At 62.2% G+C, this 22,144-nt stretch carries 35 protein-coding genes; 9 read left to right on the top strand and 26 right to left on the bottom strand.

The features are described 5' to 3' along the window. Positions 1–53 precede the first annotated feature (53 nt). The 14 genes from KDW55_RS26700 to KDW55_RS26635 form a co-directional block, all read right to left on the bottom strand. Positions 54–884 carry a phosphoadenosine phosphosulfate reductase family protein gene (locus KDW55_RS26700; RefSeq protein ID WP_212198099.1) on the bottom strand — a complete coding sequence of 277 codons (831 nt, stop codon included), beginning with the start codon at positions 882–884 and terminating at the stop codon, positions 54–56. A gap of 32 nt (positions 885–916) precedes the next feature. Continuing rightward, positions 917–1,942 (bottom strand): tail fiber domain-containing protein, encoded by a 1,026-nt coding sequence (locus tag KDW55_RS26695; protein ID WP_212198098.1) that lies wholly within the window; start codon positions 1,940–1,942, stop codon positions 917–919. A gap of 16 nt (positions 1,943–1,958) precedes the next feature. Further along, complete coding sequence (locus KDW55_RS26690) at positions 1,959–2,273, bottom strand: hypothetical protein (protein ID WP_212198097.1); 315 nt, start codon at positions 2,271–2,273, stop codon at positions 1,959–1,961. Further along, positions 2,273–2,527: a hypothetical protein gene (locus KDW55_RS26685; RefSeq protein WP_212198096.1), complete on the bottom strand. Its 255-nt coding sequence runs from the start codon at positions 2,525–2,527 to the stop codon at positions 2,273–2,275. The genes KDW55_RS26690 and KDW55_RS26685 overlap by 1 nt, the downstream gene beginning before the upstream one ends. Before the next feature lie 5 nt (positions 2,528–2,532). Then, entirely contained in the window at positions 2,533–2,850 is a 318-nt protein-coding gene (locus KDW55_RS26680; RefSeq protein ID WP_212198095.1) for a hypothetical protein, read from the bottom strand. Then, a complete protein-coding gene (locus KDW55_RS26675; RefSeq protein WP_059576526.1) occupies positions 2,819–3,250 on the bottom strand; it encodes a DUF5681 domain-containing protein in 432 nt (143 codons plus the stop codon). Before KDW55_RS26675 ends, KDW55_RS26680 begins: the two co-directional genes overlap by 32 nt. A 24-nt stretch (positions 3,251–3,274) precedes the next feature. After that, a complete protein-coding gene (locus tag KDW55_RS26670) occupies positions 3,275–3,526 on the bottom strand; it encodes a hypothetical protein (RefSeq protein WP_212198094.1) in 252 nt (83 codons plus the stop codon). Beyond that, positions 3,523–4,488, bottom strand: a complete 966-nt coding sequence (locus KDW55_RS26665; RefSeq protein WP_212198093.1) for a DnaB-like helicase C-terminal domain-containing protein — start codon at positions 4,486–4,488, stop codon at positions 3,523–3,525. Before KDW55_RS26665 ends, KDW55_RS26670 begins: the two co-directional genes overlap by 4 nt. Continuing rightward, positions 4,488–4,997, bottom strand: coding sequence for a histidine ammonia-lyase (locus KDW55_RS26660; RefSeq protein ID WP_249181348.1), 510 nt, complete (start codon positions 4,995–4,997; stop codon positions 4,488–4,490). The genes KDW55_RS26665 and KDW55_RS26660 overlap by 1 nt, the downstream gene beginning before the upstream one ends. Positions 4,998–5,002: 5 nt before the next feature. Beyond that, the gene (locus tag KDW55_RS26655; protein ID WP_212198112.1) at positions 5,003–5,809 is read right to left on the bottom strand and encodes a hypothetical protein; all 807 of its coding nucleotides are present in this window, start codon (positions 5,807–5,809) and stop codon (positions 5,003–5,005) included. Positions 5,810–6,070: 261 nt separating this feature from the next. Then, positions 6,071–6,313 carry a transcriptional regulator gene (locus KDW55_RS26650; RefSeq protein ID WP_212198091.1) on the bottom strand — a complete coding sequence of 81 codons (243 nt, stop codon included), beginning with the start codon at positions 6,311–6,313 and terminating at the stop codon, positions 6,071–6,073. 83 nt (positions 6,314–6,396) lie between these two features. Then, positions 6,397–7,098, bottom strand: coding sequence for a hypothetical protein (locus tag KDW55_RS26645; protein WP_212198090.1), 702 nt, complete (start codon positions 7,096–7,098; stop codon positions 6,397–6,399). 234 nt (positions 7,099–7,332) lie between these two features. Further along, positions 7,333–7,650, bottom strand: a complete 318-nt coding sequence (locus tag KDW55_RS26640) for a hypothetical protein (protein ID WP_212198089.1) — start codon at positions 7,648–7,650, stop codon at positions 7,333–7,335. Positions 7,651–7,660: 10 nt separating this feature from the next. Next, a complete protein-coding gene (locus KDW55_RS26635; protein ID WP_212198088.1) occupies positions 7,661–8,128 on the bottom strand; it encodes a hypothetical protein in 468 nt (155 codons plus the stop codon). A 101-nt stretch (positions 8,129–8,229) separates the two neighbouring features. Here KDW55_RS26635 and KDW55_RS26630 point away from each other — a divergent pair, with 101 nt between their 5' ends. Then, positions 8,230–8,496 (top strand): Arc family DNA-binding protein, encoded by a 267-nt coding sequence (locus KDW55_RS26630; RefSeq protein ID WP_204496483.1) that lies wholly within the window; start codon positions 8,230–8,232, stop codon positions 8,494–8,496. Positions 8,497–8,560: 64 nt separating this feature from the next. On the opposite strand, the gene KDW55_RS26625 is transcribed toward KDW55_RS26630, so the two are convergent. Next, positions 8,561–8,986, bottom strand: coding sequence for a Rap1a/Tai family immunity protein (locus tag KDW55_RS26625; RefSeq protein ID WP_212198087.1), 426 nt, complete (start codon positions 8,984–8,986; stop codon positions 8,561–8,563). 123 nt (positions 8,987–9,109) lie between these two features. Then, on the bottom strand, positions 9,110–9,367 hold the full coding sequence (locus KDW55_RS26620; protein ID WP_212198086.1) for a hypothetical protein: 258 nt from the start codon (positions 9,365–9,367) through the stop codon (positions 9,110–9,112). A 277-nt stretch (positions 9,368–9,644) separates the two neighbouring features. Here KDW55_RS26620 and KDW55_RS26615 point away from each other — a divergent pair, with 277 nt between their 5' ends. Both KDW55_RS26615 and KDW55_RS26610 read left to right on the top strand, forming a co-directional pair. Next, entirely contained in the window at positions 9,645–9,947 is a 303-nt protein-coding gene (locus KDW55_RS26615; RefSeq protein ID WP_249181347.1) for a hypothetical protein, read from the top strand. Between the two features lie 72 nt (positions 9,948–10,019). Next, complete coding sequence (locus tag KDW55_RS26610; RefSeq protein WP_059696412.1) at positions 10,020–10,217, top strand: hypothetical protein; 198 nt, start codon at positions 10,020–10,022, stop codon at positions 10,215–10,217. A 61-nt stretch (positions 10,218–10,278) separates the two neighbouring features. Here KDW55_RS26610 and KDW55_RS26605 read toward each other — a convergent pair whose 3' ends face one another. From KDW55_RS26605 to KDW55_RS26595, 3 genes are all read right to left on the bottom strand, one after another. Beyond that, entirely contained in the window at positions 10,279–10,494 is a 216-nt protein-coding gene (locus tag KDW55_RS26605; RefSeq protein WP_212198085.1) for a hypothetical protein, read from the bottom strand. Between the two features lie 82 nt (positions 10,495–10,576). Continuing rightward, positions 10,577–11,416, bottom strand: a complete 840-nt coding sequence (locus KDW55_RS26600; protein WP_150123369.1) for a hypothetical protein — start codon at positions 11,414–11,416, stop codon at positions 10,577–10,579. Continuing rightward, positions 11,413–12,138: a hypothetical protein gene (locus KDW55_RS26595; RefSeq protein WP_212198084.1), complete on the bottom strand. Its 726-nt coding sequence runs from the start codon at positions 12,136–12,138 to the stop codon at positions 11,413–11,415. Before KDW55_RS26595 ends, KDW55_RS26600 begins: the two co-directional genes overlap by 4 nt. A 621-nt stretch (positions 12,139–12,759) precedes the next feature. Between KDW55_RS26595 and KDW55_RS26590 the strand changes: the two genes are divergently transcribed. Continuing rightward, on the top strand, positions 12,760–12,999 hold the full coding sequence (locus tag KDW55_RS26590) for a hypothetical protein (protein WP_040141342.1): 240 nt from the start codon (positions 12,760–12,762) through the stop codon (positions 12,997–12,999). A gap of 30 nt (positions 13,000–13,029) precedes the next feature. Here the strand turns inward: KDW55_RS26590 and KDW55_RS26585 are convergent, their stop codons facing one another. Both KDW55_RS26585 and eco read right to left on the bottom strand, forming a co-directional pair. Beyond that, the gene (locus tag KDW55_RS26585) at positions 13,030–13,800 is read right to left on the bottom strand and encodes an SDR family oxidoreductase (protein ID WP_209820795.1); all 771 of its coding nucleotides are present in this window, start codon (positions 13,798–13,800) and stop codon (positions 13,030–13,032) included. Positions 13,801–14,161: 361 nt separating this feature from the next. Continuing rightward, entirely contained in the window at positions 14,162–14,662 is a 501-nt protein-coding gene (gene eco, locus KDW55_RS26580) for a serine protease inhibitor ecotin (RefSeq protein WP_040141347.1), read from the bottom strand. A gap of 144 nt (positions 14,663–14,806) precedes the next feature. Here eco and KDW55_RS26575 point away from each other — a divergent pair, with 144 nt between their 5' ends. Further along, positions 14,807–15,175, top strand: a complete 369-nt coding sequence (locus KDW55_RS26575) for a hypothetical protein (RefSeq protein WP_059546314.1) — start codon at positions 14,807–14,809, stop codon at positions 15,173–15,175. A 177-nt stretch (positions 15,176–15,352) separates the two neighbouring features. Here KDW55_RS26575 and KDW55_RS26570 read toward each other — a convergent pair whose 3' ends face one another. After that, the gene (locus KDW55_RS26570; RefSeq protein ID WP_040144766.1) at positions 15,353–15,718 is read right to left on the bottom strand and encodes a hypothetical protein; all 366 of its coding nucleotides are present in this window, start codon (positions 15,716–15,718) and stop codon (positions 15,353–15,355) included. A gap of 156 nt (positions 15,719–15,874) precedes the next feature. On the opposite strand from KDW55_RS26570, the gene KDW55_RS26565 reads away from it, so the two are divergent. Further along, entirely contained in the window at positions 15,875–16,255 is a 381-nt protein-coding gene (locus KDW55_RS26565; RefSeq protein ID WP_040144767.1) for a DUF5594 family protein, read from the top strand. 185 nt (positions 16,256–16,440) lie between these two features. Then, on the top strand, positions 16,441–17,808 hold the full coding sequence (locus KDW55_RS26560; protein WP_059546313.1) for an MFS transporter: 1,368 nt from the start codon (positions 16,441–16,443) through the stop codon (positions 17,806–17,808). A gap of 62 nt (positions 17,809–17,870) precedes the next feature. Here the strand turns inward: KDW55_RS26560 and KDW55_RS26555 are convergent, their stop codons facing one another. The 3 genes from KDW55_RS26555 to KDW55_RS26545 all read right to left on the bottom strand — a co-directional run bounded on the left by KDW55_RS26555 (position 17,871) and on the right by KDW55_RS26545 (position 20,213). Further along, positions 17,871–18,452: an AAA family ATPase gene (locus KDW55_RS26555; RefSeq protein WP_059546312.1), complete on the bottom strand. Its 582-nt coding sequence runs from the start codon at positions 18,450–18,452 to the stop codon at positions 17,871–17,873. Then, positions 18,445–19,866, bottom strand: coding sequence for an alpha,alpha-trehalose-phosphate synthase (UDP-forming) (gene otsA, locus KDW55_RS26550; protein ID WP_069241623.1), 1,422 nt, complete (start codon positions 19,864–19,866; stop codon positions 18,445–18,447). The genes KDW55_RS26555 and otsA overlap by 8 nt, the downstream gene beginning before the upstream one ends. A gap of 149 nt (positions 19,867–20,015) precedes the next feature. Then, positions 20,016–20,213 (bottom strand): hypothetical protein, encoded by a 198-nt coding sequence (locus KDW55_RS26545; protein WP_040141355.1) that lies wholly within the window; start codon positions 20,211–20,213, stop codon positions 20,016–20,018. 288 nt (positions 20,214–20,501) lie between these two features. On the opposite strand from KDW55_RS26545, the gene KDW55_RS26540 reads away from it, so the two are divergent. Both KDW55_RS26540 and KDW55_RS26535 read left to right on the top strand, forming a co-directional pair. Then, positions 20,502–21,053, top strand: a complete 552-nt coding sequence (locus KDW55_RS26540; RefSeq protein ID WP_040141356.1) for a hypothetical protein — start codon at positions 20,502–20,504, stop codon at positions 21,051–21,053. Continuing rightward, entirely contained in the window at positions 21,050–21,544 is a 495-nt protein-coding gene (locus KDW55_RS26535; protein ID WP_069241624.1) for a hypothetical protein, read from the top strand. The genes KDW55_RS26540 and KDW55_RS26535 overlap by 4 nt, the downstream gene beginning before the upstream one ends. Before the next feature lie 88 nt (positions 21,545–21,632). Here the strand turns inward: KDW55_RS26535 and KDW55_RS26530 are convergent. Next, a partial coding sequence (locus KDW55_RS26530; RefSeq protein WP_185722960.1) for an AAA-associated domain-containing protein occupies positions 21,633–22,144 on the bottom strand: 512 nt, incomplete at its 5' end.

Below are 22,144 nucleotides of genomic sequence, written 5' to 3'. Positions count from 1 at the left end.
GAATATCCTGGAGCGGATCAACATCGCACGACTCGCGAATACTGCATTCGACTTCAGTCACCATTACCCTCGCCGTTCGCCGCCTCAACTTCTCCGAGAGCGATTTTCACCAGCTGGCCGTGCCACTCCTGCTCACTTTGAATCAGGCGCAGACGCCGCTCGTACTCTACGGCGACGTCGGGATGGAAGTCGCGCAGATAACGAAGCTTGCCGCCTGCTTCTGCAAGGTGAGCCGTGCAATGAAGGCAGTCGAGCGAGCCCATGCCGTAAGCGTATTGCCGCGGAATCTCGACACCCTCGGCCTGTAGATACGAAAACACGTCATCTTTCGACCATCCACGTATCGGGATCAACTGGGTGCCGCCGTTCTGTGGGTCGACCATTCCATTTGTAATCGGTGGCCGATACGCCTCGCTCTCGCGCTCTCCGCGTATTACCAAATCAGCTCCCAGCTCCCTGATTTTGTTCTGCATCGGAGCCCAGACGTTCGCGGCGCAACACTCGAGCGTCGAGTGCAATTTAAAGCTAGGCGCATTCGGGCTGCAGAGGCGCCCGATAGCCGTCGCGGTCCAAGGCACCATATCCGCCGGAAACGTCTGCTCCACTGCGTGGCCGCGAATGTATCCTGGTCCTGGGACTTCCACGAAGTTCGAAACAAGCTCACGGATGCGTTGCATCTGCTCGACTGTTTCAGGGTAAGGATCTCCAGAGTTGGCCCATAGAACTGTTACGCGATTCCACCACGGACGGAGCAAATACAGACAAGCAAGCGAGTCCTTACCGCCCGAGAATTTCAGCACGGGCCGCTGATGCGTTGACATCGCTTCGGCAATTTCGCGCTGCGCGGCCTGGCTCAGCGCCGGATCGAAAACATGATCGGTCATTGTGCAACCTCCCGTAGCCGTTTTGCTCAGCGTCAGAATGCAATCATCGCGGCGCCGCCGAGCATTCCCAGAGTGCCCATCGTCGAATTCGCGCTCGATACGTCGGCGTTGTGGCCGGCCAGTTGCGCCTGATACGCGTTGTTCATATACCCCGCAATATCCGCGGGTGCCGCCGCAGCTTGCCCGGTACCGGAATATCCGGGGATCATCTGCGCGATCGTCTGCAGGTTCGAATACGGCGCCTGGCCAATGCCAACCTGCTGTCCATACAGCCCCGCTTGCTGGCCGAGGTTCTGGCCCATCATCCCCAACAGACCCGACTGCGACTGCAGGTTAGCAAGCTGATTCTGGAAGTTCTGCGTGCCGATTTGCGAGCCGGTCAGAATCGACTGATTGGCTGCATCGCTATAGGCGCGTTGGCGCTGTAGAGCGAAGTTGTTCTGAGCGTTGTTGTACGCCTCAGAGCCTTGTGTCAGTCCTTGGTTTGCGAGTTGAGCTTCGAGTGCGGTTTTCTGCTGCGCGAACTGCGGGTCGAGGTATTGGGTCTGTGCGGCGTACGCGGCGTTTTGACCTTGCTGTTGAGCCTGCTGCGCGGCCTGCGGATTCATGGACGAACCGAGCGCGGAGATTTGCTGGTTGAGACCTTGGTACAGCCCAGCCAAACCGTTCAGGCCGTTCATCGCGTTCTGGTTAATCGAACCGCTCTGCCCGACCTGCCCCAGAAGACCGGTGAGCATGCCCTGAAGCTGGGGGCTCGCAGAAATTGTCGTCCCATAGATCGGCGCGCCCGTGTTGGGATCCTTGCCAATCTGCGTGGAAGTTTGTGAACCGAATGGATTTGAATAATTGTTGAGGTTCAGCGCCTTGTTATAGGCGGCAGACTGTTGGTTCGTGAACGTCGTTGCCGCAGCGGTTTGCCACGGATCCGGCGCCGATGGTGCATCGCCGCCTTTTCCGCCGCCCTCGAGTGTTGCCGGCCGAGCTTGCCAAGGCAGCCGCCGGAAGGCGTTGAGCGGCAAGTCCGGGGTATCAGACGTAAGCAGTGTAGTGGTGCGCATATCGTGCCTCGATCGTTTAATGAAACAGTTTGGGTTCGACGGATTGACCCAGCTCTTTGGCTTCTTCCCCCGACTCAGGCGGCCCTATGAAATCGGGTTGCTTCGGAAGCCTCGGGAATTCGGCGCCGGCGTAGTCGTGCAACGTCCGTAGATGGATGACGATGTTTTCAACATCGGAGGCAATCGGCGTATCGCAGGGCAAGTTGTCGCGAACCATGCTGAGCATCCCCAGCACCAACCGGATCTGCGATGACAGGCGACGCATGAATGCGACTTGGCGTTCGTCGATTTCGGCCGACGGATCACGCTCATTGGAAGCGGTCGAGGTCATCACTCGTCCTCCCATGGCTCAGCGCGCCTCACCACGATCAGCTTTCGCGTCCTATGGGGATTGATTTCTCGAATCGCGTTCTTCTCAATTTCATCGAGGGATTCGCCGGTAGGGCATGGGTAAAAAACACCTTCCACAAAGACACCGTGCCCCTCTTCGAACTCGCCAAAATGGCGGAGTACCACGGTCATGGGGTCAGTTCCGCCAAACTGTTGCTCCAAGCGTGCCAACCGGACCTTCAGATTGCTTGTCATAGCCTTCACTCCGATTTGCCAGTGCAGTGCCGCTGCGCCCATTGGTTGACCGACAACTCGGCCTGCGCAATGACTAGCTGTCTCGTTTGCTTGACGACGAAAACTCCCGCTTGCCGTCGGCGCTTGATATCGGCAATCGTCCATTCCTCTAATTCCGCCGCTGTCTGGCCTTCTGCACAGGGTGTGAAGGTGCCATTTGTCATCACGCCATTGAAGCCGTCCGGGGGCTCAGAGTGACGGTGCAGTCGCACAATCAGGGGTTCGGCGCCCCCAGTCTTCGATTCAAGGCGCTCAATGCGTGCTCTGAGATTGCCGGTTGCCATCGCTCTTTCCCTCCAAAGCTGCGATCCGTTTTTCAAGTTCGTCGGCCTCGATGATCCTCACCTGGGCCGTAATCACCTGCATTACCGCGTTGGCTTCATCCGGCGTAATCTGACCGAGCGCCATCGCGCGCATAACTGCTTCGCCCTGCTCCGCGGGCGTGCCCGTCAGCTCAGGCAGGTCGACAGGAGCATCCTTTGCCTTGACCACGGGAATACACCGGTCAATGCAAATCCGGAGCGCCGTCGTATCGCCAGCCTTGGCAAGTTCGACAGCCTTTTTCACGAGCTCCGCGGCGTGCGGCTGCAGCAATTCACGTAGCTCCGTCCGCTTGTCGCGCGCGCCCTTGGGCTTTCCCGCCGGATTGCCGCTCTGCCCTTTTTTGAACTGCCCATTGCTCATCTCGCTGAAATTCCCCTGAAAAATTCACGGTCGACGTTCGACAGGACCGTCGTCTTCGCCGTACATGGCAATTCGGTCCCGGAAGTGGTGCAGATCAGGGAGCAGGCAGAACGCTGGCTGACGATCAACCACGTACATCGCCTGATCGAGTCGCTCCCCGCTCCATTGCTCGCGTTGAGCCAGTCGCACTACAAGCCGCGCAAGCGCTTGTCGGCGCATGTCATTCACGTCGCCGCGCGCAACTGTTTCCAGAAATGCCAAGGACGATCGGTTCATCGTTTCCACTCCTGCTTCCACATGCCGGAGGTCAGATCGAGGTATCGCAACCCACCGCCTCTCGAGTCCCGGAACTGCAGGCTTTCTGCATCGAACCAGAGGCGGACGTTTCCCTCCCACGTGTGGTGCCGCTGCTTTGCGCAAATCAGTACGGTGTCGGCTTGCAGTTCGGCTTCTTCGCGCTTCTCGTCGGAAAGTGTTTCTTTGCGAAGCAGCGCCTCCTTAGACTTGTTGCGATGGACGATTAGGACGTTGTCCACCAGGTCCGTGATCTCGCCTGCGCCTTTCATGTCGAATTTGTCCGGCACGGCGGATTCCCGCTCGCCTTTGCGCGCGTGATGTACCAGATGGATATGCACTCCGGTGTCGCGCGCCAGCGAGCAAAGCGCATCGACGAAGTTCTTCTGACCGGCGTAGTCGTCCGGCGCGATGCCGCATTTGAGCAGGCTGTCGATCACGACGTGGTGCACGCCAAGCTCCTTTCGGCAGTACCTCGCGACGGCGAGCATCCGCGTTCGCTCGACGGTACCAACGTGGGCGTACAGCCATAGGCGCTCATCGGTCCACCGTCCGAAGCCACGAATGAAATCTGGTGCCGGCACCGCAGCGGCTGCAGCTTGGCGTGTCAGGCGCTCCATGGTCGCGATCGGCCGCATTTCCATCGATGCGATGCATGCACGATCGCCGGTCGACATGGCGTGCAGCATCACCTCGCCAAGGACGGCGGACTTGCCGTGACCATTCACGCCACCCCAAAGCGTCACCTCGCCCTCACGGAAGCGGAGCGAATCGCCAACGCTGACCCAAGGCGATGCAGTGCCGATCGCGACGCTCTTTGGGCTGTGCACGTGCTCGACCAAGTCCTCAATGAATTCGCTGGCGCGGCGCACGTCCGCGCAACCGTCATCCGTGTCCTTGACGTAGGCGTTCCAGTCGATCGAATCAGGCAGAGTTCGGGCCATTAGGCGACCTCCTTGGCACTCTCGTAAGCTTCGGCGACCGCCTGCATTGCGAGATTGCACGCGTCGTCGTATGGATTCGGAATCGTGTCGCCCAGCACGTCAAACAGACGTCGAGCTAGTACGTGCGAGGCTGGCCAACTGATCGGCGCGATAGCCATGGGAAACCAGTCAAACAGCGCGAAGTCCTGTCCGGGGACAACATGCGCTTCGCCGCAATGCACGCGAGGGCCTTCTCGGAACGTCAACACGAGCGTGTCGGGAACCGCGGCTGCGATATCCGACAGCGTGCGCAATAGGTCGCCCCACGGCACGTCTGTCGACGCGAACACCTCGACGTCAAGTGCGGTGAGCAGCCGCCAGTCGTAACGCTCGCCAGGCGTTGCGCTGAGCGTCACATTCGCCCACGACAACTGGCCGGCAAGCGCGACCAATACCGGCAGCTCCGGCACATTGCCGCTCTTGCGCATGGCGATCAGCGCGGCCGAATTACGGGGGAACCGTGGCTTCATGGCTATCATCCGAAGATCCCTTCGGCCTGATGGCCATTAACGCGTCCGGACGACTCGGCCAACCACGATGCGTTGAAGCCGCCCCATCCGCGAATCACGCAGGTGCGCACTGCTTCCGCCATCGAGATCCCCGCTTTGTCTGCCTCGGCTTTGGCATCATCGAAAGCCGTCACAGTCGGCGCTAGACGCTTGGTTTTGCGAACAGCAAGCCAGTCCTTGGCGATCTCAGGCGGAACGCCGAAAGACTCGAGATGTGCCTGCGCATCGAAGCGCGGAGCGCGTTGTTTTTGTTTGTTTGAAGACGAAGAAGAAGATGAAGATGAAGAGCCGTCACCTAACGGGGGCTTTGGTGAAGCTTTGGTGCTATCACCCAAGGTGGGCTTTGGTGCCGCCTTAAGTGCATCATCGCCATCGATTTGGAAGCGCGACGATTCACCGCGGACCGAACGCACGTGCTCGTCCTTGACCATCCTCGACGAGTACCAGATCGGCCCTTCCTGCTCCGCGATGAGCGTTACCGGATCACCGTCACGTCGACCGGACCTCGGAACGTAGACGAACGCAGCGCACGTCTGCCCTTTGTCGGCTCCCTTCAGCACGCCCTTGGTGATGATGGATCTGAGCATCGAGAGCGGAGCGCCGATAGCCTGCGCAATTTCTTTGAGCGGCCAGCGCAGAACGCCGTATTCCTCGGAATCGTGCAGGAGGCACATCACGTCGATCCAGACGCCCTTCTCAGCGTGGGTACAGCGCCGCAGATTGCTGTTCGCCTGCCAGTCGCCTGGATAGAACTGAAACGAAGGGCGCGTCATGATTGCCACCCCGTCAAAATTCCGGCTGGCATGCGATCCAGTTCAGCTTCGCGCAGGCGCTCAAGGACGCGTTGAACTGCCGCGGGCGTCATATCGTGGAGATATGCCCAGCACCGGCCGTCATTCCAAACGATCGCCGGCCAGGTCAGGTCCTTGCAGACTATCCAAGCACCGCGGACGACGCGGAAATCAACCGGCGCCCTGCCTGGACCACCGAAGCGAACTCGGCTGCAGTTAATTTTTCCAGCCATGGCAAGCCCCTTACGCTGCGATCGATGGGGCTTGATAGGCCGCGGGATCTTTCATCCAGCGGTGGACTTCCTCATTGCTGTAGACGGTGCAGCGCTCGGTCCAGCGTTGTGGTTGCGGTGCTCGCCCGGTTTTGACGAGCTTTCGCCACGTCTCCCGGCTGACGGGGATGAAATACTGGAGTTGGCTCCAACGGGAAAAGCCAACGCACGGAAGTGTTTCAGGGACTTTGGCCGATTCGGCATTTGCACGCATGCTTTGTCGCTCCTAGGCGTCGTTTGCATGCTGTACATTCCACCTCAACCCTAATCTGGTTAAAATTTGCAATCTTTCGGAAACTAGGCCCTTGATTGCAAACCCGCTCCCTTCGATATTCTGTTCAGTAGATTTCGAACATCCGACTCGACGTAATCTGTCCCATAAATGGCGTTGGCGGCAGTCGCAATCACCGCGTTGAGCACCTCTCCCTCGTAAGCCCGTTTGTTTCGCTCGGCCAGATCTCGAATAAAGCGGATAGCCAAAGCATTCGAGCCTTGTTTAGCCGGCTTAACCTGTTCGACCTGATCGATGCAGCGCCCGATCATATTGGCCATCAACTCCGATGCCGGCATAAGCTGATCTCCGGCGCCACGGATGCGCGCTCGATTCGCATCCCCGAAGTCCTCGAACACATAGAGGCCGTTGAACGTTTTGCCATTGAGCTGAACAATATGAAAGTCGAGGTCGTAAACGTCGAGCAACCTCCCCATTTCGTTCCGGAGGCTCCTGAGGCGATCAGCTAAGTCCTTTCGGTCAGCGGTTGACGCAGTTTGATAGCGTGGCGGACTCGAGGCAGCCGTCACTGCTGCCAAGAACGCGGCGACCCAAAGTCCGTCGTCGGATTGAGCATTCGCTAGTGCTGAAGAACGCCGTTCGAGAGTCTTCCACATAAGCACAGCGGCCTCATCTCGCATGAGGCTATCGAGAAGATTCACCTTATGCGTATCGCCGGTGCAGGCAAGCCGCTGTCGCTCCAAAAGGACAGCTTTCGGGAAATCCATATCAGCGCCCCCTCGGCGCAACCCTAAGCGGGAGCCGCGCCAACGGAGTAGGGAACTCCGCTTTCGCCCCGTCGAGCTAGGCGCGGCTGTCTGGTTGTGGGCCGCCTATTGACAAATAGCGCGGCACAAAATGTTCGCGAACGTATCGACTCCAGTGATGGCAAGCGTGGTGCAATGGCTCAGTCTGCGGTCGATCTGACGGTGCCGCTGGAGCCCGCTCCAGACGCTGTTGGATCAATGCGTAGTCGCCAACGTCCCATTGTCGGTGATTTCCATTAATCCGCTTGCCAGCTTCTCGAGCTCTTCACGAAGGTCAACAAGAGTGCAATGCACTGGGAGGTCACCCGGCTTGTCTTCCGGAAGCGCCTCTACCATGAAGGAGAGCACGTTATAGATCTTCCATGCTTCCGCTGATTTGGTGATCAACAGATCTCTGACATGCCTCACCGCGGCGTTGTCGCCCGCTCTCCACTGCCGTACTCGGATGGCGTCGTTGTCGTCAGATACCGTTGCGCCCGAAGATGCCGGAGACGACTCCTGATTGATTTTCATGGTGTTCCCCTTAGTACGCCGGATCGTTGGCGGCGTGTTGAGATGAAAAGCGCTTAAGCTGCCAGTCCCGAATCTGAACGAGCGCAGCGGCCCATTCAGCCGGTGACAGCCGGCGCCAGCGTTTTTCCGGTTTCGGCCACACGCGCCGCACGCGAAATTCTTCAATATCGTGCCAAGCAGGGCTAGCCGGGTTCGCTCTGGACGCCGGGCTGTACAGTGCGACAAAGGCAGGGAGACCCGCCATGCGCGCAAGCTGATGGATCACCCCGCTCGCCTTGTCCTGCCCGATGTCGCGCGCGACTTCCACCAGCGCCAACGGCAGTTTGTTCGAGCAACCGAACTCGACAAAAAGCACACTGTCCAGATCCGCCATAGTCAACGTCCTGGCCTCACGCGTGCCGATAAACCGACTGATCGAACGCGTCCGGTGCCACACACCGTATGCGCGATCGCGGATAAGGAATTGTTCTTCTTGCATGGTCGTCTGAAGCGCCGAACCGCCTCTGTTGAATCGCCTTGATTCAAATGTAGCACGGTGCTTTATTGATTTCAAGCACGGTGCTACATTACAATGCATGCATGGCCCGAGACGACCCGCAAATCAATCTCCGCATCCCGCTCGAACTGAAAGAGCGGTTGGATGCCGCGTCAGTGCAGAAAAGACGTTCGTTGACAGCAGAAGTGGTTGCCCGATTGGAAGCGAGTTTTTTGACTGGCGGCGAAGATGGCGGGGTTCACATTGATGATCGAACTCTTGATCTGTTCGCAGAACACATCGCAGAAAAGGTCGTAGGGGCGTTAGACAAGCGCGAGCAGCCGAAGCGCCAGCCTCGGAGACAAGGCTGAGACGCCACTGAACAAGGCCCGCGGAACGCGGGCTTTATTATTTCCCGGGCGCGCGGTCACAGATCTAGTCACAAGGGTAAGCTTCCGCGACGGCCTTACGAATGACGATGACTGCGGGCTGAGTACCGAGTTCTTGATCTCGCTGGAGCGCCATGCCCACAATCTGTCGTAGCCTGGTCGCGTTTGCTTTGCCAGCAGCGCACATATGCACAACGTTTGATCGCTCGGTGAGCCCCTGAATCTCACTGGCCTGCAGCACCGCGTCGTCATCTACGACTCCCATGACGTACATACTGGCCGCCAAGTGAAGAGCGCCATCGTTCGAGTTAATCCAACCCTCGAGTTGCCGCCCCGTCATTGTTGCAGCTTCGGCTGAAGGAGACCGCACCAGCAGGTTGCCAGCAATTGATACCAACACGACCACTGCGATGGAAGTCCCGATCAATCCCTGTGATCGTCTTTTTGTGCGATATGCATCGGCAGCGTGCATGGGCTGCTCCTTTATCGTGACAGCCGGCCGTCGGCGTATCCGGCCACATATTATCGGGCGCCGGCTCGTCTGCCTGATATAGCAATAGCATCACCCTCCACGCCGGCTCCCTCGAGCGCCCTCTCAGATTCCCAGAGTACCTTCTGGAAACATCGCATTCAGTCGCTCCTGGTCAACGACGTATCGATCAGCCTCACCGATCTTCAGCGCAGTCCGATATGCAAGTGTCGACCACAGAACGAGCGCGCCGTGCGCAAGATCTCGAAGCTTCCATTCCGCATTCTGATCAGCCGCAACCGCGGATCGTGCAAGCAGCGCGGTGATGACTTGCTCAGTCTCGGCCGTGAGTTCGCCGTAGCTCAGGCCTTCGTCGATGGGCATTACACGGTCTCAGGAGTTGTTGCGGGTTCCGCCAGCATATCGTCAGCCGGATACAACTGCAGCATCGAACGCGCAGCCTATCATCGCGGACGAAATAAACCAGCTGCCTGACAAGCGATGCGCGTATGATGAATTGATCCGAGCACCCAATTTTAGATTGACCGCTCGCCCCTCCCCAAGTCGGTGTCGCGCGCTGCCTGCGCACCACATTTGCCCCCTCTCCCCTCGTCGCACCACGCGGCGGCAGTACGGTTCAAGCTCGGCTCGCGCGTTGTCTTTGAGTGAACTCAAAGGCTCCCGAGGTTCAACAAGTCACGATAAAAATCATCAGAAGGCGGCAACCATGAGTTGGTACTGCGAAGCGGAACGCGAATTGGTGCATATCAGGCGAGCGATCGGGCTACTTGAGCAAGCGCAACATGCCTTCGTCAACAAGTCGTCGGTGAACGACCCGGCGTATTGGAGAGACAAGCTCAACAAGCTCCGCGCGCAACCCGTGCGACACAGGGTCCTCGAAATCCAGGTGGACGAGCTTTTAGGCCGCCTCGCACTGATCCACGATCCGCGCTACCGGAAGTAGGACGCGCTCCGTCTCCTTTTCCGAGCGTACGGCCTCGATCACCTATGCTTTGATTATCGCCGGGAGCAAACCATGACCCCACACGACGTAATCACGATCTTCGAGCGGCTGAATGCCGAAGGACGCGCAGCGGTCGATCTGGACCACGCTTGTGCCGGGTTCGCTGGTTGGCTGGCGGGCGCCTGGGACACTTTGGGAGAAGAAGACATTGCGCTTCTGACATCGATCGGCGCAACACTATATCGCGAGGGCTACGGGCGGCGATACTAGGCGATTTTACCGGCGCCCTCGATATGAGACGCGCCAGGATGCGGCAGGGCGTGACCGGCGGTCAATGCTCGACGAACTGACGCCACCGCGGATGCTGCTCGAAGAAACGCTCGTCGACGAACGCGAGAAACGGCAACACGGACGAGGCTGTCTCCGAGATCTCACGATCAGCGATCGTGGGGCTGGCATCGACGTGTGCCGACGCCGACCATCCGTTGACCTCGTTGACGAAGTCATAGACGTCGAAGAGCGGGATGCGAAACGAGGTGACTGGCATAAGGCCTCCTCTCGGTCTGGCACCGTCGCATCATCGCTCGTTTCGTCTGATGTGATAAGCCCCGCTCGAGGCGGGGCTACACTCATGCGTGCTCCAGGACTTTCTCAGCTCCGGCTTGCGCAGTGGATACCGCGAAGAAACGCATACGATATGTATCCGCTTCTTGTTCGATCTCCTTGAGATTTCTATTCATCGCATCAATTTGTCGATCCGACAGGGTGGGATCGTCTTGGTTAGGCACACCAAATATAAGTCCGGCGAACGGAATCTGAGCCATTTCCTGAGCCCGAGTGAGTTCCCAGAGACGAGCTCGCGCATCTCGCAATCCTGCTGGCTGACGAACTGGAGACAAGACACCGAAATGCAATATCGAGCGCGGGCTGACATAACCAAATCGTGTTTGCTGACCGCCTTCTATGAGAGTTGCCGTGCGACCAAAATAAATTGAGAGATCCGGCCTTAGCCTCAGTACCCTCTCGCGCACGTCGGTCGTGAATCTTCGATTTCCTTCTTCCTGACTTGGCGCATCCGCCTCATCAGGGTCATCCAATTTATCGAGATTGGACAAGCTGGAATAGAGAAGTGCCGCCGTTCTCAGCGCATCATTGATGCTGGTGGCATGGGTGTTGCGGAGAGGACCCGCCTCCAGTCCATAGAGTTGAGGGATCTTTTCCTCCCTCATAGCTCCGTGCTCACTTATCGCACAGATAGCTTGTAGGCCGGCATCTATCAGCTCTTTGACGCCAGACGATGACTTTCCATACAAGCAGTCCAAGATATCGTCACGGATGAGCCGATGCCACGAGAAGCCACCATCCATCTCGACAATAGAGCCAACCATCAGGCGCTCTCCAGTACCCGACACAGGTTCCCAGAAGATTGGTCGCCAGTATGCATTGGGACAAATCGTATCGGCGCTCATTGCCTATTTGCTCCGGAAAGTAGATCTTTGGGCTCGGGAAAGCGCGCGAGCACACGCCGGGCCAATCCCTGCAATTGTCCCGCAACGAACGTGGCATATGCGGAAAAGTCCACACCGTCCGGACCCGAGATCTTCGTTTGCGCTTTCGGATCAAGTACTAGAGCGGCGGCCACACCAGACCGTTGGATCTCTTCAGCACGTCCTGCCAACTGCGCTAGGATGGCAATGATGTTGCGCTCATGGGGCCACAGCCCGAGTGTACGCTCATGGTCAATGTACGAATGGTTGGCGCCGTCCCACAAAAAATTCCCCAGATTTCTATCGGCGTTCGCTATAGCTTCGTCTGCGGCCATCGCCTTCGCGATATCGTCCCAACTGCACACAATGCGCGCGCACATCGTCTCGAGAATTTGCCTCTGTCCTGAAGCAAGCGTATCAGGCCAGCCCATCCTCTTCTTGAGATTGGGGTAACCGACGTCTAGGCTCGCGAAGAGAATGTCGTCTCCACTCTGCAGAAGGATCGGCTCTGGAGTCGGTAGTTCCCAGAGTCGAAAAAGCAGCCCACAGAAACACTCGGCGAGGACAGCCTCAATCGGGATGCGCTTGACAATCGCAGCGTATGATTTCCCGTCAACGCGAATGATCGCTCGTACCGCACTGTTCACTCCTTCCCCTACCGGAGTCTCGGTATTGGGGACCAGGTCACCGATTCGCAATTTCATCTGGCCACCCCGCTTGCACCCGAGGCCCGCGGATGCAAGTTGCTGATAGTTATCATGATTTGGTCTCTCATATAGCCGCTAATCGTATCCCAACCGAATCGAGTACAGTCCGTACCCCGTGGTGCTCGTAGCGAGTCACTCACGATACCGAATTGGCTGCAATTGGCAAGATCGCTGCGGCCTCAGTTACTTCGCACCCGCTTGGGAATTCTCCTTTGGAATTCTTGGCCGCCATTCTTAGGGGCATTTATGGGGGCATAAATTACATCATTCAACATCAAAACATTGTCACATATAGATATATGAATTCTGTCGGGGGACCAGCCACAAATCTAACCGCCCCTCTTCCGATTCCCCCACAGCGAATTCCATCCCGCCGCGCCCCACGCTTGGCACGCCATTGCACACCCTCGCGTTCGATCGAACCGTCAAGCGCCACATCTCGCACCACCTCGCGGCAGAAAACAACCATTTGCACGACGACTTCCTCCGCACCTGCCAGGGAACGAAGGATGCTATCTCCATCCGGGGCCGATCCGCACGCGCTGCGCCGGCGCCACGATTGCCGGCCGGCTAATAACCGCCATCCTCCCCGCGTCAACATCCCAACGGAGATAACCCATGACACGCCCGACCCCGGCCGACCAAGCCGACCCCGCCAACAAGAACCCGCCACAAACCACCGACGAGGTGAGCATCGACCGCAAAGGCAACGTCCGGCAGAAAGGTCACGGCAGCATGGACGACACGATGATTCCGCAGAAGCCGGAACCCGACAAAGGCCCGTACGAACCGCCGCCCGGCCATCTCGACAATCCGAACGACGTCGAACCGCGCAGCGGCGACGACCCGGCCGCCTGACGCGGCCGCGCACGGCGCATCAGCACCCGCTCACGCGCCGCCCCATTGCATCGTCAGGCCGCCATCGATCGTCCATGTCTGCCCGGTGACGTAATCGCCGTCCTCCGATGCAAGAAACAGCGCGACGCGCGCAATTTCCTCCGGCTGCCCGGGCCGGTGCCACGGAACCACCGACATCGACTTGTCCCGCGCGTGCGGGTCGTCGAGGCGATCGCGCGTCATCGGCGTATCAATGAGCCCCGGTGCGATGTTGTTGACGTTGATCTTGTCCTCTGCCACCTCGCGGGACAGGCTGCGGGTAAGCGAGCCGAGGCCCGCCTTCGCCATCCCGTACGGCGCGCTTTCCGGGGTCGGCAGATGTTGCGCGACCGACGAGATATTGACGATGCGCCCGCCGCCGCCAGCCGCACGGCGTTGCCGCACGAACGCGCGACAACAATATAACGGGCCGAGCAAATCGGTCCGCAGTACGGTATCGATCTGCGTATCCTCGAGATCGGCGACCGCCGCACCGGGCGCGCCGACACCTGCGTCGTTTACCAACACTTCAAGCCCGCCGAGCGTGGTTGTCGCGTCGCGAAAGAAAGCGGCAACCGATTGCGGATCCGATACGTCGCCCTGTATCGCACATGCGCGCCGACCGAGTGCCTCGATACGCTGCACGGTTTCCTGCGCGCCATCGTGGTCCGTGTGATAGACGATCGCGACGTCCGCGCCTTCCTGCGCAAACAACGTTGCGATCGCCTGACCGATTCCGGAGTCCGCGCCCGTGACGAGCGCGCGAATGCCTTGCAGTTTCATGTACCTGTCCCTCCGCTTGAGGCAGTTCAGAGTAACGGCGCGCGCCCGCGCGCCGATATCCCGAAGCGACGCATTCCGCGTTCCCTCACCGGGGCGCGCGATGTTGCACAAGCGGAAACATGCAGACAGATAACCGATCACGGACCCATTTGAAGAAGCACGACAAATGGCGGAGCGGGAACTCGCGTCGCGCGACATGCGCGACATGCGCGAGCCGTGCGTGCATCGTCGCGATGCGCACCACGCTGCGCCACCTGATCGTGCCTGCGACGCAGCGGACAACAGCGCTTCCGGAACGAAGCGCGAGAAGCAAATGCGCGGTCGTGCGGCGGCAGGTGCCGCGCACGATCACGTCGGTACGTTACTGCATGACGGCGTGCTGCACGTCCTTCGACGCATGCCACACGCGGTAGCGCACCTCGAATCCGTCCGGCACGTAGACGACGAGCGGCAGGCGACTGTTGTAACGCAGCAGCTGGCCGTCACCGCGCACCTGCACGAAGCGCTGCTGCGGCGCCTGGCCCGGGCACGCCATCAGCGTCGATGCCGGCCCCTTCACGTCGGTCAGCCGATAATACGTATAGCCCCAGCCCTTCACGTCCTCTGCGGTGAGCTCGCCGCCGAACCATTGCTGGTTGCAGTCGGTCTGCAGCGTCTTGCCGATCATCAGCTCGACGCGCGCGTCGCCTTCGTTCTCGAGCGCGGGCAGCGAAATCACCGCGCGCTGCTGACCGGCCTCAGGCTGCGGAAACATCTTGATCGACTCGGCAGGCACGACAGGCGCCGACGCGGGTGCCGCCGCGCTGGCGGCTGCGGCCGTGACACAGAAAGCGGCCAGCGCGGCCCGGATCGCGAATTTCATCGATGTGCTCCCGATAAACAAAACAGGCCTCGGATGCTAACACTTTCGTCGCAAACCCTTACGACGCTGTAATTTGGCGACACAATTGCAAACAGCCGGCAATCCCCGTGCGCGGTACTTATACGGAAACCAACGGAGATCATCATGCTGAAGCTCATTGCTGTCGCCGGCGTCACCGCCCTGCTGGCCGGCTGCGTCGTCGGGCCGGACGCCGGATACGGCTACGGGCCGACCTACTATTCCGATCCGGGCTATGCGTACGGCCCGGCCTACGCGCCTTCGCCCGTGTACGGCACGGTCAACATCTGGGGCGGCGGCGGACGCGACTGGGACCGCGACCGCCGCGGCTGGGATCGCGGACGCGACGGTTGGAATCGCGACCGCGGCGGTTGGGACCGCGATCGCGGCGAGCGCGCGCGTCATGGCGGCTGGGGCCGCGGCGACGGACGCCGCGCCGACTGGAATGACGGCGGCGGAAACGGCCAAGGCAACGGCGGCGGCCATCGCCACTGACGCAATTTGCAACCGTTTGTATCCGCACACGCATCACACGAGACAGATACGAACCGATCGACGACCGCCAAAAGACGAAGGCCTTCGCATCACTGCGAGGGCCTTTTGTCGTCCGCCCGCCCTGAGTCACGCAACGCCGGCAGAACCGAACCGGCTCAGTCTCAGACGCGTGCCGGCTTACCACCCCGCCGGCGGCGCATAGCCGCGCGCCACGGGCGCGCCGCATACGTACGCCCGCTGATAGCGGTCGTAGCAATAGCCTGCGCCGTCGTCGTCCTGATACTGCGCCTGCTGATAGGCCGGGTAGGCCGGTTGCTGGTAGGCCGGCGCCTGATAGTACGTCGGCGGCTGATAGGCTGGCGCCTGATACGCGGGCGCCTGATAGGCAACGGGCGGATTCATCGCCGACGTCACGATCGCGCCGAGCACCGCGCCGCCGATCAGCGCGCCAAGCACGGCGCCCCCGTCGCGGCCATGCGCGGACGCCGGGCCGGCCGCCGCCAACGAAGCGGCAACGACACATACTGCGGCAATCTTCTTCATGATGGACTCCCACGCGAAGTGGTACTGGATGCGATGCATTGTGGCTGCGCGCGCCCGTAATAGATGCAGCAAGTGGTAACGCGCCATTACGCATATCGCGCACACCGGAACGCGGCGCTGCCGTGCTACGATTTTCGGCACACAGGAGACGCCGTCATGCAGCCCGAAACCGCCCGCCGTTTCGATACCGAATTCGCGCCGCGCATCGCGCGGGCGATCGCCGCCTTCTTCGCCGAGCACGTTCACGCGGACGTCGTCCCGTACGGCGGGCACGGGCACCCGACGTGCGTGCAGATCCGCAGCGCGCCGCACGAACACGTGAGCGGCTTCGCGCATCCGCTGAACCTCGAACTGACGTGGGACACTGACGAAATCGAACGGCTGATGGAACCGGACGGCCCAGCCCGCTTCGAGCACTACCTGAGTGCGCTGCCGCGAAAACTGGACGCATGGCAAGGCGCGCGCGACATCGATCTCGCATCGCGCACCCAGGCCGATCCGCTCGTGCGACTGGGCGGCCTCGACTTCGAAGGCTGAATGCACGTGCCGGCCGGCGCCCGGTTGCGCAGGCGTCGCGCGATGCGTGCCGGTGATACACTCGACCGGTCCCGCGCCCGCGCGTCATTGACGGCCGGGCCGTTCATCGCCGCCTCCACCCGCGAGCATGGTTGCGCATGCAACCGCCTTGCAGGCGCGCGGCCAATCACGCTTTCGCTCCCGCCATGAACGCCGATACCGGCCTGCCGCTTCCCCAACGCTATTGGGCGATCGTCTGCGTCGCCCTGGGCATCACGCTCGCCGTGCTCGACGGCGCGATCGCCAACGTCGCGCTGCCGACGATCGCGCACGATCTGCACGCGTCCGACGCCGCATCGATCTGGATCGTCAACGCATATCAGCTCGCGGTCACGATCACGCTGCTGCCGCTTGCGTCGCTCGGCGAGCGCATCGGCTATCGACGCGTCTACATCAGCGGACTCGCGCTATTCACCGCAGCGTCGCTCGGCTGCGCGCTCGCCGGCTCGCTACCGGCGCTTGCGGTGATGCGCGTGATCCAGGGATTCGGTGCAGCCGGCATCATGAGCGTGAACGCGGCGCTGGTGCGGATGATCTACCCGTCGTCGATGCTCGGACGCGGGTTGTCGATCAACGCGATGGTGGTCGCGCTGTCGTCGGCGATCGGCCCGACCGTCGCATCGGCGATCCTGTCGTTTGCGTCGTGGCCGTGGCTGTTCGCGGTCAACGTGCCGATCGGCATCGCGGCGGTGTTCGGCAGCATGCGGGCGCTGCCGGCCAATCCGCTGCACGACGCACCGTACGACTTCCCGAGCGCACTGATGAACGCATGCGTGTTCGGCCTGCTGATCATGGCCGTCGACGGGCTCGGTCACGGCGAGCGCCATGCGTACGTCGCAGCCGAGCTGGCCGTCGCGTTCGGCGTCGGCTATTTCTTCGTGAAGCGGCAGCTGTCGCAACCGGCACCGCTGCTGCCGGTCGACCTGATGCGCATTCCGATGTTCGCGCTGTCGATCGGCACGTCGGTCGCATCGTTCACGTCGCAGATGCTCGCGTTCGTCGCGCTGCCGTTCTGGCTGCAGAATTCGCTCGGGTTCTCGCAGGTCGATACCGGCCTGTACATGACCCCGTGGCCACTCGTGATCGTGTTCGCCGCCCCGCTCGCCGGCGTGCTGTCGGACCGCTACTCGGCCGGCATCCTCGGCGGCATCGGGCTCGCGCTGTTCGCGGCCGGGCTGCTGTCGCTCGCGACGATCGGCGCGCATCCGGGCACGGTCGACATCGTGTGGCGCATGGCGCTGTGCGGCGCGGGCTTCGGGCTGTTCCAGTCACCGAACAATCGCGCGATGCTGTCGTCGGCGCCGCGCGAGCGCAGCGGCGGCGCGGGCGGGATGCTGAGCACCGCTCGGCTCACCGGGCAGACGCTCGGCGCCGCGCTCGTCGCGCTGATTTTCGGGCTCGCGCCCGATCGCGGTCCGACGATCGCCCTCTATGTCGCCACGGCGTTCGCGGCGGTCGCCGCGGTGGTCAGCATGCTGCGGATCGCTTCGCCGCGGCCCGATGCGGCGAAGTAACGCGACGCGCGCAGCCGCGGCCACCGTGGCCGTCACTGCGCTCACGCTGCAAGCATCAGGCGTCACGCGCCGTCGAGCGCGTCCGTCACGAAGCGCACACGCGCCTTCACGCTGGCTCGCGGCAGCTCGATCAGCCGATACCCGTACGCCGTATAGCAGTCGACCATCGCTTCGTACGTGCGCACGGCTTCCGCGAAATCCTGCCGGCGTTCGGTGTCTTGCGCGTAGATCTCGGGCCACGGCGGCGCGATGAACACGCGCCGGTGATAGCGAAAGCGACGCGCGGCGGCCTCCGCATGCGCAGGCACCGGCAGCCCTGTCAGCCTGAGATAGCCGATCACGTCGGGCACGCCGCGATCGAAGAACACCGGCCCGCGCGCGGCGCGTGCGAGATGGTACGAGCGCATTTCCCAATTCAGCATCAGTTCGGCGAACGCGGCGCGGTCGCGCCACGGCAGCGCCGGGCCATCGATCGCCATCTGGTCGCGGATCACGCCGCGGCCGGCCTCGTGCGAACGTGCGAAGCCGCCGCGCTCCAGCGCATCCACCAACGAGCTCTTGCCCGAGCCGGGGCCGCCCGTGACGACGAAAAAGCGCTGACACGCATCGTCCGCGCCGCTGCCGTCGCCCGCGCGCTCAGACATGTGCGGGTCGCCGGCCCGCGCGCTGCGTGACCGACGCGGCCGCCGCGACGCTGCGCAGGTCGGCGACGAACGTATCGCGCCATACCGATAGATCGTTCTTGCGCAGCTGCGCGAGGTTGTCGCGGTGCCGCGCCTGCCGCTCCGCGAGCGGCATCGACAGCGCGCGCTCGAGCGCGTCGGCCATCTGCGACAGATCGTACGGATTCACGAGCAGCGCGCCGCTCAGCTCCGCCGCCGCACCGGCGAACTCGGACAACACGAGCACGCCCGGATCGGCCGGGTCCTGCGACGCGACGTACTCCTTCGCGACGAGATTCATCCCGTCGCGCAACGGCGTCACGTAGCCGACCTGCGACATCCGGAAGAACGCCATCAGCAGGTTGCGCTCGTACTTGCGGTTGAGGTACTGGATCGGCGCCCAGTCGAGCTGCGAAAAGCGGCCATTGATGCGGCCCGCTTCGCGTTCGAGCGTTTCGCGGATGCGTTGGTAGGTCTGCACGTCCGAGCGCGTCGGCGGCGCGATCTGCACGAGCGAGACCCGGCCCTGCCAGCCCGGCGCGTTCGCAAGCATCCGCTCGAACGACTGGAAGCGCTCGACGAGCCCCTTCGAATAGTCGAGCCGGTCGACGCTCATCACGAGCTTGCGGCCATCGAGCGCATCGCGCAGCATCTTCACCGGCTTGCGCGAGCCGTACTGCACGGCCGCCTCGGCGATCGCATCGGGGTGCACGCCGATCGGATAGGCGGCGACTTTCACGACGCGGCCGTGCGCGTGCAGCATCCCGTCGTCGCTGGCCGCGCCGATTCCGCGCCGCTCGATGTAGTCGGTAAACGCCTGCTTGTCGGCGTCGGTCTGGAAACCGGCGACGTCGTACGCGCACATGAACTTCACGAGTTCCTCGTGCGGCGGCACGAGCCGCAGCACGTCCGGCGACGGAAACGGAATATGCAGGAAGAAGCCGATCGGATTTTTCACGCCGAGCTCGCGCAGGCAATGCGCGAACGGCAGCAGATGGTAGTCGTGCACCCAGATCAGGTCATCGGGGCGCAGCAGCGCGGCAAGCTGCTTCGCGAGCATCGCGTTCACGCGCAGATAGCCCGCATACTCCTGCCGGTCGAAGCGGGCGAGATCGCCGCGGTAGTGGAATACCGGCCACAACGTCGCGTTCGAGAAGCCGCGGTAGTACTGGTCGTAGTCGCGTCGGGTCAGCCCGACCGTCGCATACGTGACGTTGCCGTCCCGCTGGATCGCGGGGGCGGCATCGGGCGCACCGACGATCTCGCCGTTCCAGCCAAACCACACGCCTCCGGTGTCCTTCAGCGCGTCCATCACGCCGACCGCGAGGCCTCCGGCGCTGGGGCGCGTGTCCTCGCCGACGGCGACACGGTTCGATACCACGATCAATCTGCTCATGCGGCTTTCCCTCCTCGATTCGATTGGCTGACGCGCGGCGCGCGCCAGGGCGGCGCGGCGGTCCGGGGACGGCCGCGCGGCGATTCAGATGTGAGCGATGCAACAAAGAGCGCAATGAAATGCGGCAGCGGAATGCCGTGGCGACGGGCTCACGCGTCCTGCTCCTGACCGAGGTCGCGCTGATAATCGAGCCCTTCGGGGCGTGCGCCGCCCTGGTTGTGATCGCCGTCGGACGGCGTGTCGTCGGGCGTACCGGCAGGCAATGCCCCCGGCGCGTCGGTCTGCGGACGCGCGCGCTCGGCGTCGGCGTCGGGTCGCCGTGGAGCAAGCCGTTTCGGACGGCGCATGGCTGGGTGTCTCATATGCAGTGCGGCTCGGAGCCGTCGTTGAAACATTCCATGACAATTGAGTTTAGGGCGCTAACGCGCACTTCAAGGTAACAATTACCTTCAATTTGTAACGATTCGACCCCTGCCGCGCGGTCTGTCCGACAATAGCGCCGCGCGTACGCGCGCGAGCCGCACACTGCCGATTTGTCAAAGCTTTGCAATTTTCTTCCGACGATTGCGAAACAATGACGCGGCAAGGGGGCGCGCATGCGTCGCCGCTCACCCAGACAGGACTTGCACTCAGGGATGAACATGCGTTTCGAACCGCCGCGCCGGGCCATGCCGGCGCGCATCGCGCTGGCCGCGCTCGCCGCGGCTGCACTGCTGTCCGGCTGCAACTCGCTGTACAGCGAAGGCGCAACGGCCGGCGCCGGTATCGCGGGCGCCGCGATCGCTTCCAAGGTCACCAACAACGCAGCCGTCGCAACCGGCATCGGTCTCGGCGCCGTAGCCGGCGCGCGCGCGGGCGTCCAGTACACGCAGCGCGTCGCGCACCGCTACACGCAGGAACAGATCGCGAAGGCGGCCGGCCCGCTCGACGTCGGCGGTGTCGCGCCGTGGTCGACGCACCACTCGTTCCCGATCGAGGACGACGAGCAGGGCCGCGTGACGGTCAGCCGGATGATCAGCATCGGGCCGCTCGACTGCAAGGAAATCGTGTTTGCGGTCGACACGCCGGCGAAGGCCGACAAGGCCGCGCAATCGGCGTTCTACGTCGCGACGATCTGCCGCGACGGTCCGGTGTGGAAATGGGCGTCGGCGGAGCCCGCAACCGAGCGCTGGGGCGCGCTGCAATGAGCGGCGCGATCCGTCTCGCGGCGCTCGGCGCGCTGTGCGCGGCCAGCGTCGCGCTGTCGGGCTGCGGCTCGGTCGGCGCGGCAAGCGGCGCGCTCGCCGGCGCGGCGACGGGCCTCGTCACCGCGAACCCGGCTGTCGGCGTCGGTGTCGGCATCGCCGTGCAGGCGGCGACCGACGAGGCCGTCAACCGCACGATGAAGCAGCTCCATCAGAACCAGCAGGACGCGATCGCGCAGGCGGCGGGCGGCCTGGCTGTCGGCGAAGCGAAGCCGTGGAAGGTGAAGAACACGCTGCCGCTCGAAAACGGCGAGGGCGAAGTGCGCGTCACGCGCGCTTATTCGACGGCGCTCGCGCTATGCAAGGAATTCGCGTTCTCGGTGAAGGACGGCGACAAGGCCGACTGGTATTTCGCGAATGCGTGTCAGCAAGGCACGCACTGGAAGTGGGCATCGGCGGAACCGGCCGTCGACCGGTGGGGCAGTCTGCAATAACGACGACGGCGCGAGGCGCGGCGCCCGAATACACGCGCTGCGCAGGTGGACGATGACGTATGCCGGGCCTCGCGGCCCGGCCCGTCGATCAGGACTCGACGTCCTCGAGGCTGAAGATCTCGGTCTGGTCGTTGTAGGAGAAGATCTCGCCGTAACGGCCCCAGTCGATCACCGCGTCGAGCGTTTCCTCGGCTGCGCCGTCCGACAGGAAATCCTCCAGCTCCTGCTCGAACCGCACGCGCGGCGCGCGATGGCCCGGCCGTTCGTTCAGCACCTTCTTGATCCGCGCGGCGAGCGGCACGTGCTTCAGCAGATGATCCGCGAACATCAGCTTGCGTTCCTGCGTGCCGAATTCGGCGAATACGCGCCCCGGCGGCGTCAGGAACACGTCGCCTTCGCGTACGTCAGCAAAACCGAGGTACTGCAGCACTTCCGCGATCGGGAACAGGTCGTCCACTTCCAGATGCAGGGTACGCGCGATTTCCGGCATGTCCGCGCGGCCGTGGTACGGCGCCATTGCCAGCGTCTCGATCAGGCCGGCCATCAGGTTCGTCGACACTTGCGGCAGCCAGCTGCCGAGCTCCAGCCCCTTCTTCGTCG

Source organism: Burkholderia sp. AU19243, assembly GCF_018148075.1.
In the GTDB taxonomy this organism is placed as follows: domain Bacteria; phylum Pseudomonadota; class Gammaproteobacteria; order Burkholderiales; family Burkholderiaceae; genus Burkholderia; species Burkholderia latens_A.
The sequence above is the reverse complement of the archived record's forward strand: the minus strand, read 5'-3'. Positions and strand labels throughout refer to the sequence as shown.

Coding starts and splice junctions, on each gene's coding strand:
- KDW55_RS26700 (WP_212198099.1), bottom strand. CDS start 884: ATGACCGATCATGTTTTCGATCCGGCGCTGAGCCAGGCCGCGCAGCGC.
- KDW55_RS26695 (WP_212198098.1), bottom strand. CDS start 1,942: ATGCGCACCACTACACTGCTTACGTCTGATACCCCGGACTTGCCGCTC.
- KDW55_RS26690 (WP_212198097.1), bottom strand. CDS start 2,273: ATGACCTCGACCGCTTCCAATGAGCGTGATCCGTCGGCCGAAATCGAC.
- KDW55_RS26685 (WP_212198096.1), bottom strand. CDS start 2,527: ATGACAAGCAATCTGAAGGTCCGGTTGGCACGCTTGGAGCAACAGTTT.
- KDW55_RS26680 (WP_212198095.1), bottom strand. CDS start 2,850: ATGGCAACCGGCAATCTCAGAGCACGCATTGAGCGCCTTGAATCGAAG.
- KDW55_RS26675 (WP_059576526.1), bottom strand. CDS start 3,250: ATGAGCAATGGGCAGTTCAAAAAAGGGCAGAGCGGCAATCCGGCGGGA.
- KDW55_RS26670 (WP_212198094.1), bottom strand. CDS start 3,526: ATGAACCGATCGTCCTTGGCATTTCTGGAAACAGTTGCGCGCGGCGAC.
- KDW55_RS26665 (WP_212198093.1), bottom strand. CDS start 4,488: ATGGCCCGAACTCTGCCTGATTCGATCGACTGGAACGCCTACGTCAAG.
- KDW55_RS26660 (WP_249181348.1), bottom strand. CDS start 4,997: ATGAAGCCACGGTTCCCCCGTAATTCGGCCGCGCTGATCGCCATGCGC.
- KDW55_RS26655 (WP_212198112.1), bottom strand. CDS start 5,809: ATGACGCGCCCTTCGTTTCAGTTCTATCCAGGCGACTGGCAGGCGAAC.
- KDW55_RS26650 (WP_212198091.1), bottom strand. CDS start 6,313: ATGCGTGCAAATGCCGAATCGGCCAAAGTCCCTGAAACACTTCCGTGC.
- KDW55_RS26645 (WP_212198090.1), bottom strand. CDS start 7,098: ATGGATTTCCCGAAAGCTGTCCTTTTGGAGCGACAGCGGCTTGCCTGC.
- KDW55_RS26640 (WP_212198089.1), bottom strand. CDS start 7,650: ATGAAAATCAATCAGGAGTCGTCTCCGGCATCTTCGGGCGCAACGGTA.
- KDW55_RS26635 (WP_212198088.1), bottom strand. CDS start 8,128: ATGCAAGAAGAACAATTCCTTATCCGCGATCGCGCATACGGTGTGTGG.
- KDW55_RS26630 (WP_204496483.1), top strand. CDS start 8,230: ATGGCCCGAGACGACCCGCAAATCAATCTCCGCATCCCGCTCGAACTG.
- KDW55_RS26625 (WP_212198087.1), bottom strand. CDS start 8,986: ATGCACGCTGCCGATGCATATCGCACAAAAAGACGATCACAGGGATTG.
- KDW55_RS26620 (WP_212198086.1), bottom strand. CDS start 9,367: ATGCCCATCGACGAAGGCCTGAGCTACGGCGAACTCACGGCCGAGACT.
- KDW55_RS26610 (WP_059696412.1), top strand. CDS start 10,020: ATGACCCCACACGACGTAATCACGATCTTCGAGCGGCTGAATGCCGAA.
- KDW55_RS26605 (WP_212198085.1), bottom strand. CDS start 10,494: ATGCCAGTCACCTCGTTTCGCATCCCGCTCTTCGACGTCTATGACTTC.
- KDW55_RS26600 (WP_150123369.1), bottom strand. CDS start 11,416: ATGAGCGCCGATACGATTTGTCCCAATGCATACTGGCGACCAATCTTC.
- KDW55_RS26595 (WP_212198084.1), bottom strand. CDS start 12,138: ATGAAATTGCGAATCGGTGACCTGGTCCCCAATACCGAGACTCCGGTA.
- KDW55_RS26590 (WP_040141342.1), top strand. CDS start 12,760: ATGACACGCCCGACCCCGGCCGACCAAGCCGACCCCGCCAACAAGAAC.
- KDW55_RS26585 (WP_209820795.1), bottom strand. CDS start 13,800: ATGAAACTGCAAGGCATTCGCGCGCTCGTCACGGGCGCGGACTCCGGA.
- eco (WP_040141347.1), bottom strand. CDS start 14,662: ATGAAATTCGCGATCCGGGCCGCGCTGGCCGCTTTCTGTGTCACGGCC.
- KDW55_RS26575 (WP_059546314.1), top strand. CDS start 14,807: ATGCTGAAGCTCATTGCTGTCGCCGGCGTCACCGCCCTGCTGGCCGGC.
- KDW55_RS26570 (WP_040144766.1), bottom strand. CDS start 15,718: ATGAAGAAGATTGCCGCAGTATGTGTCGTTGCCGCTTCGTTGGCGGCG.
- KDW55_RS26565 (WP_040144767.1), top strand. CDS start 15,875: ATGCAGCCCGAAACCGCCCGCCGTTTCGATACCGAATTCGCGCCGCGC.
- KDW55_RS26560 (WP_059546313.1), top strand. CDS start 16,441: ATGAACGCCGATACCGGCCTGCCGCTTCCCCAACGCTATTGGGCGATC.
- KDW55_RS26555 (WP_059546312.1), bottom strand. CDS start 18,452: ATGTCTGAGCGCGCGGGCGACGGCAGCGGCGCGGACGATGCGTGTCAG.
- otsA (WP_069241623.1), bottom strand. CDS start 19,866: ATGAGCAGATTGATCGTGGTATCGAACCGTGTCGCCGTCGGCGAGGAC.
- KDW55_RS26545 (WP_040141355.1), bottom strand. CDS start 20,213: ATGCGCCGTCCGAAACGGCTTGCTCCACGGCGACCCGACGCCGACGCC.
- KDW55_RS26540 (WP_040141356.1), top strand. CDS start 20,502: ATGAACATGCGTTTCGAACCGCCGCGCCGGGCCATGCCGGCGCGCATC.
- KDW55_RS26535 (WP_069241624.1), top strand. CDS start 21,050: ATGAGCGGCGCGATCCGTCTCGCGGCGCTCGGCGCGCTGTGCGCGGCC.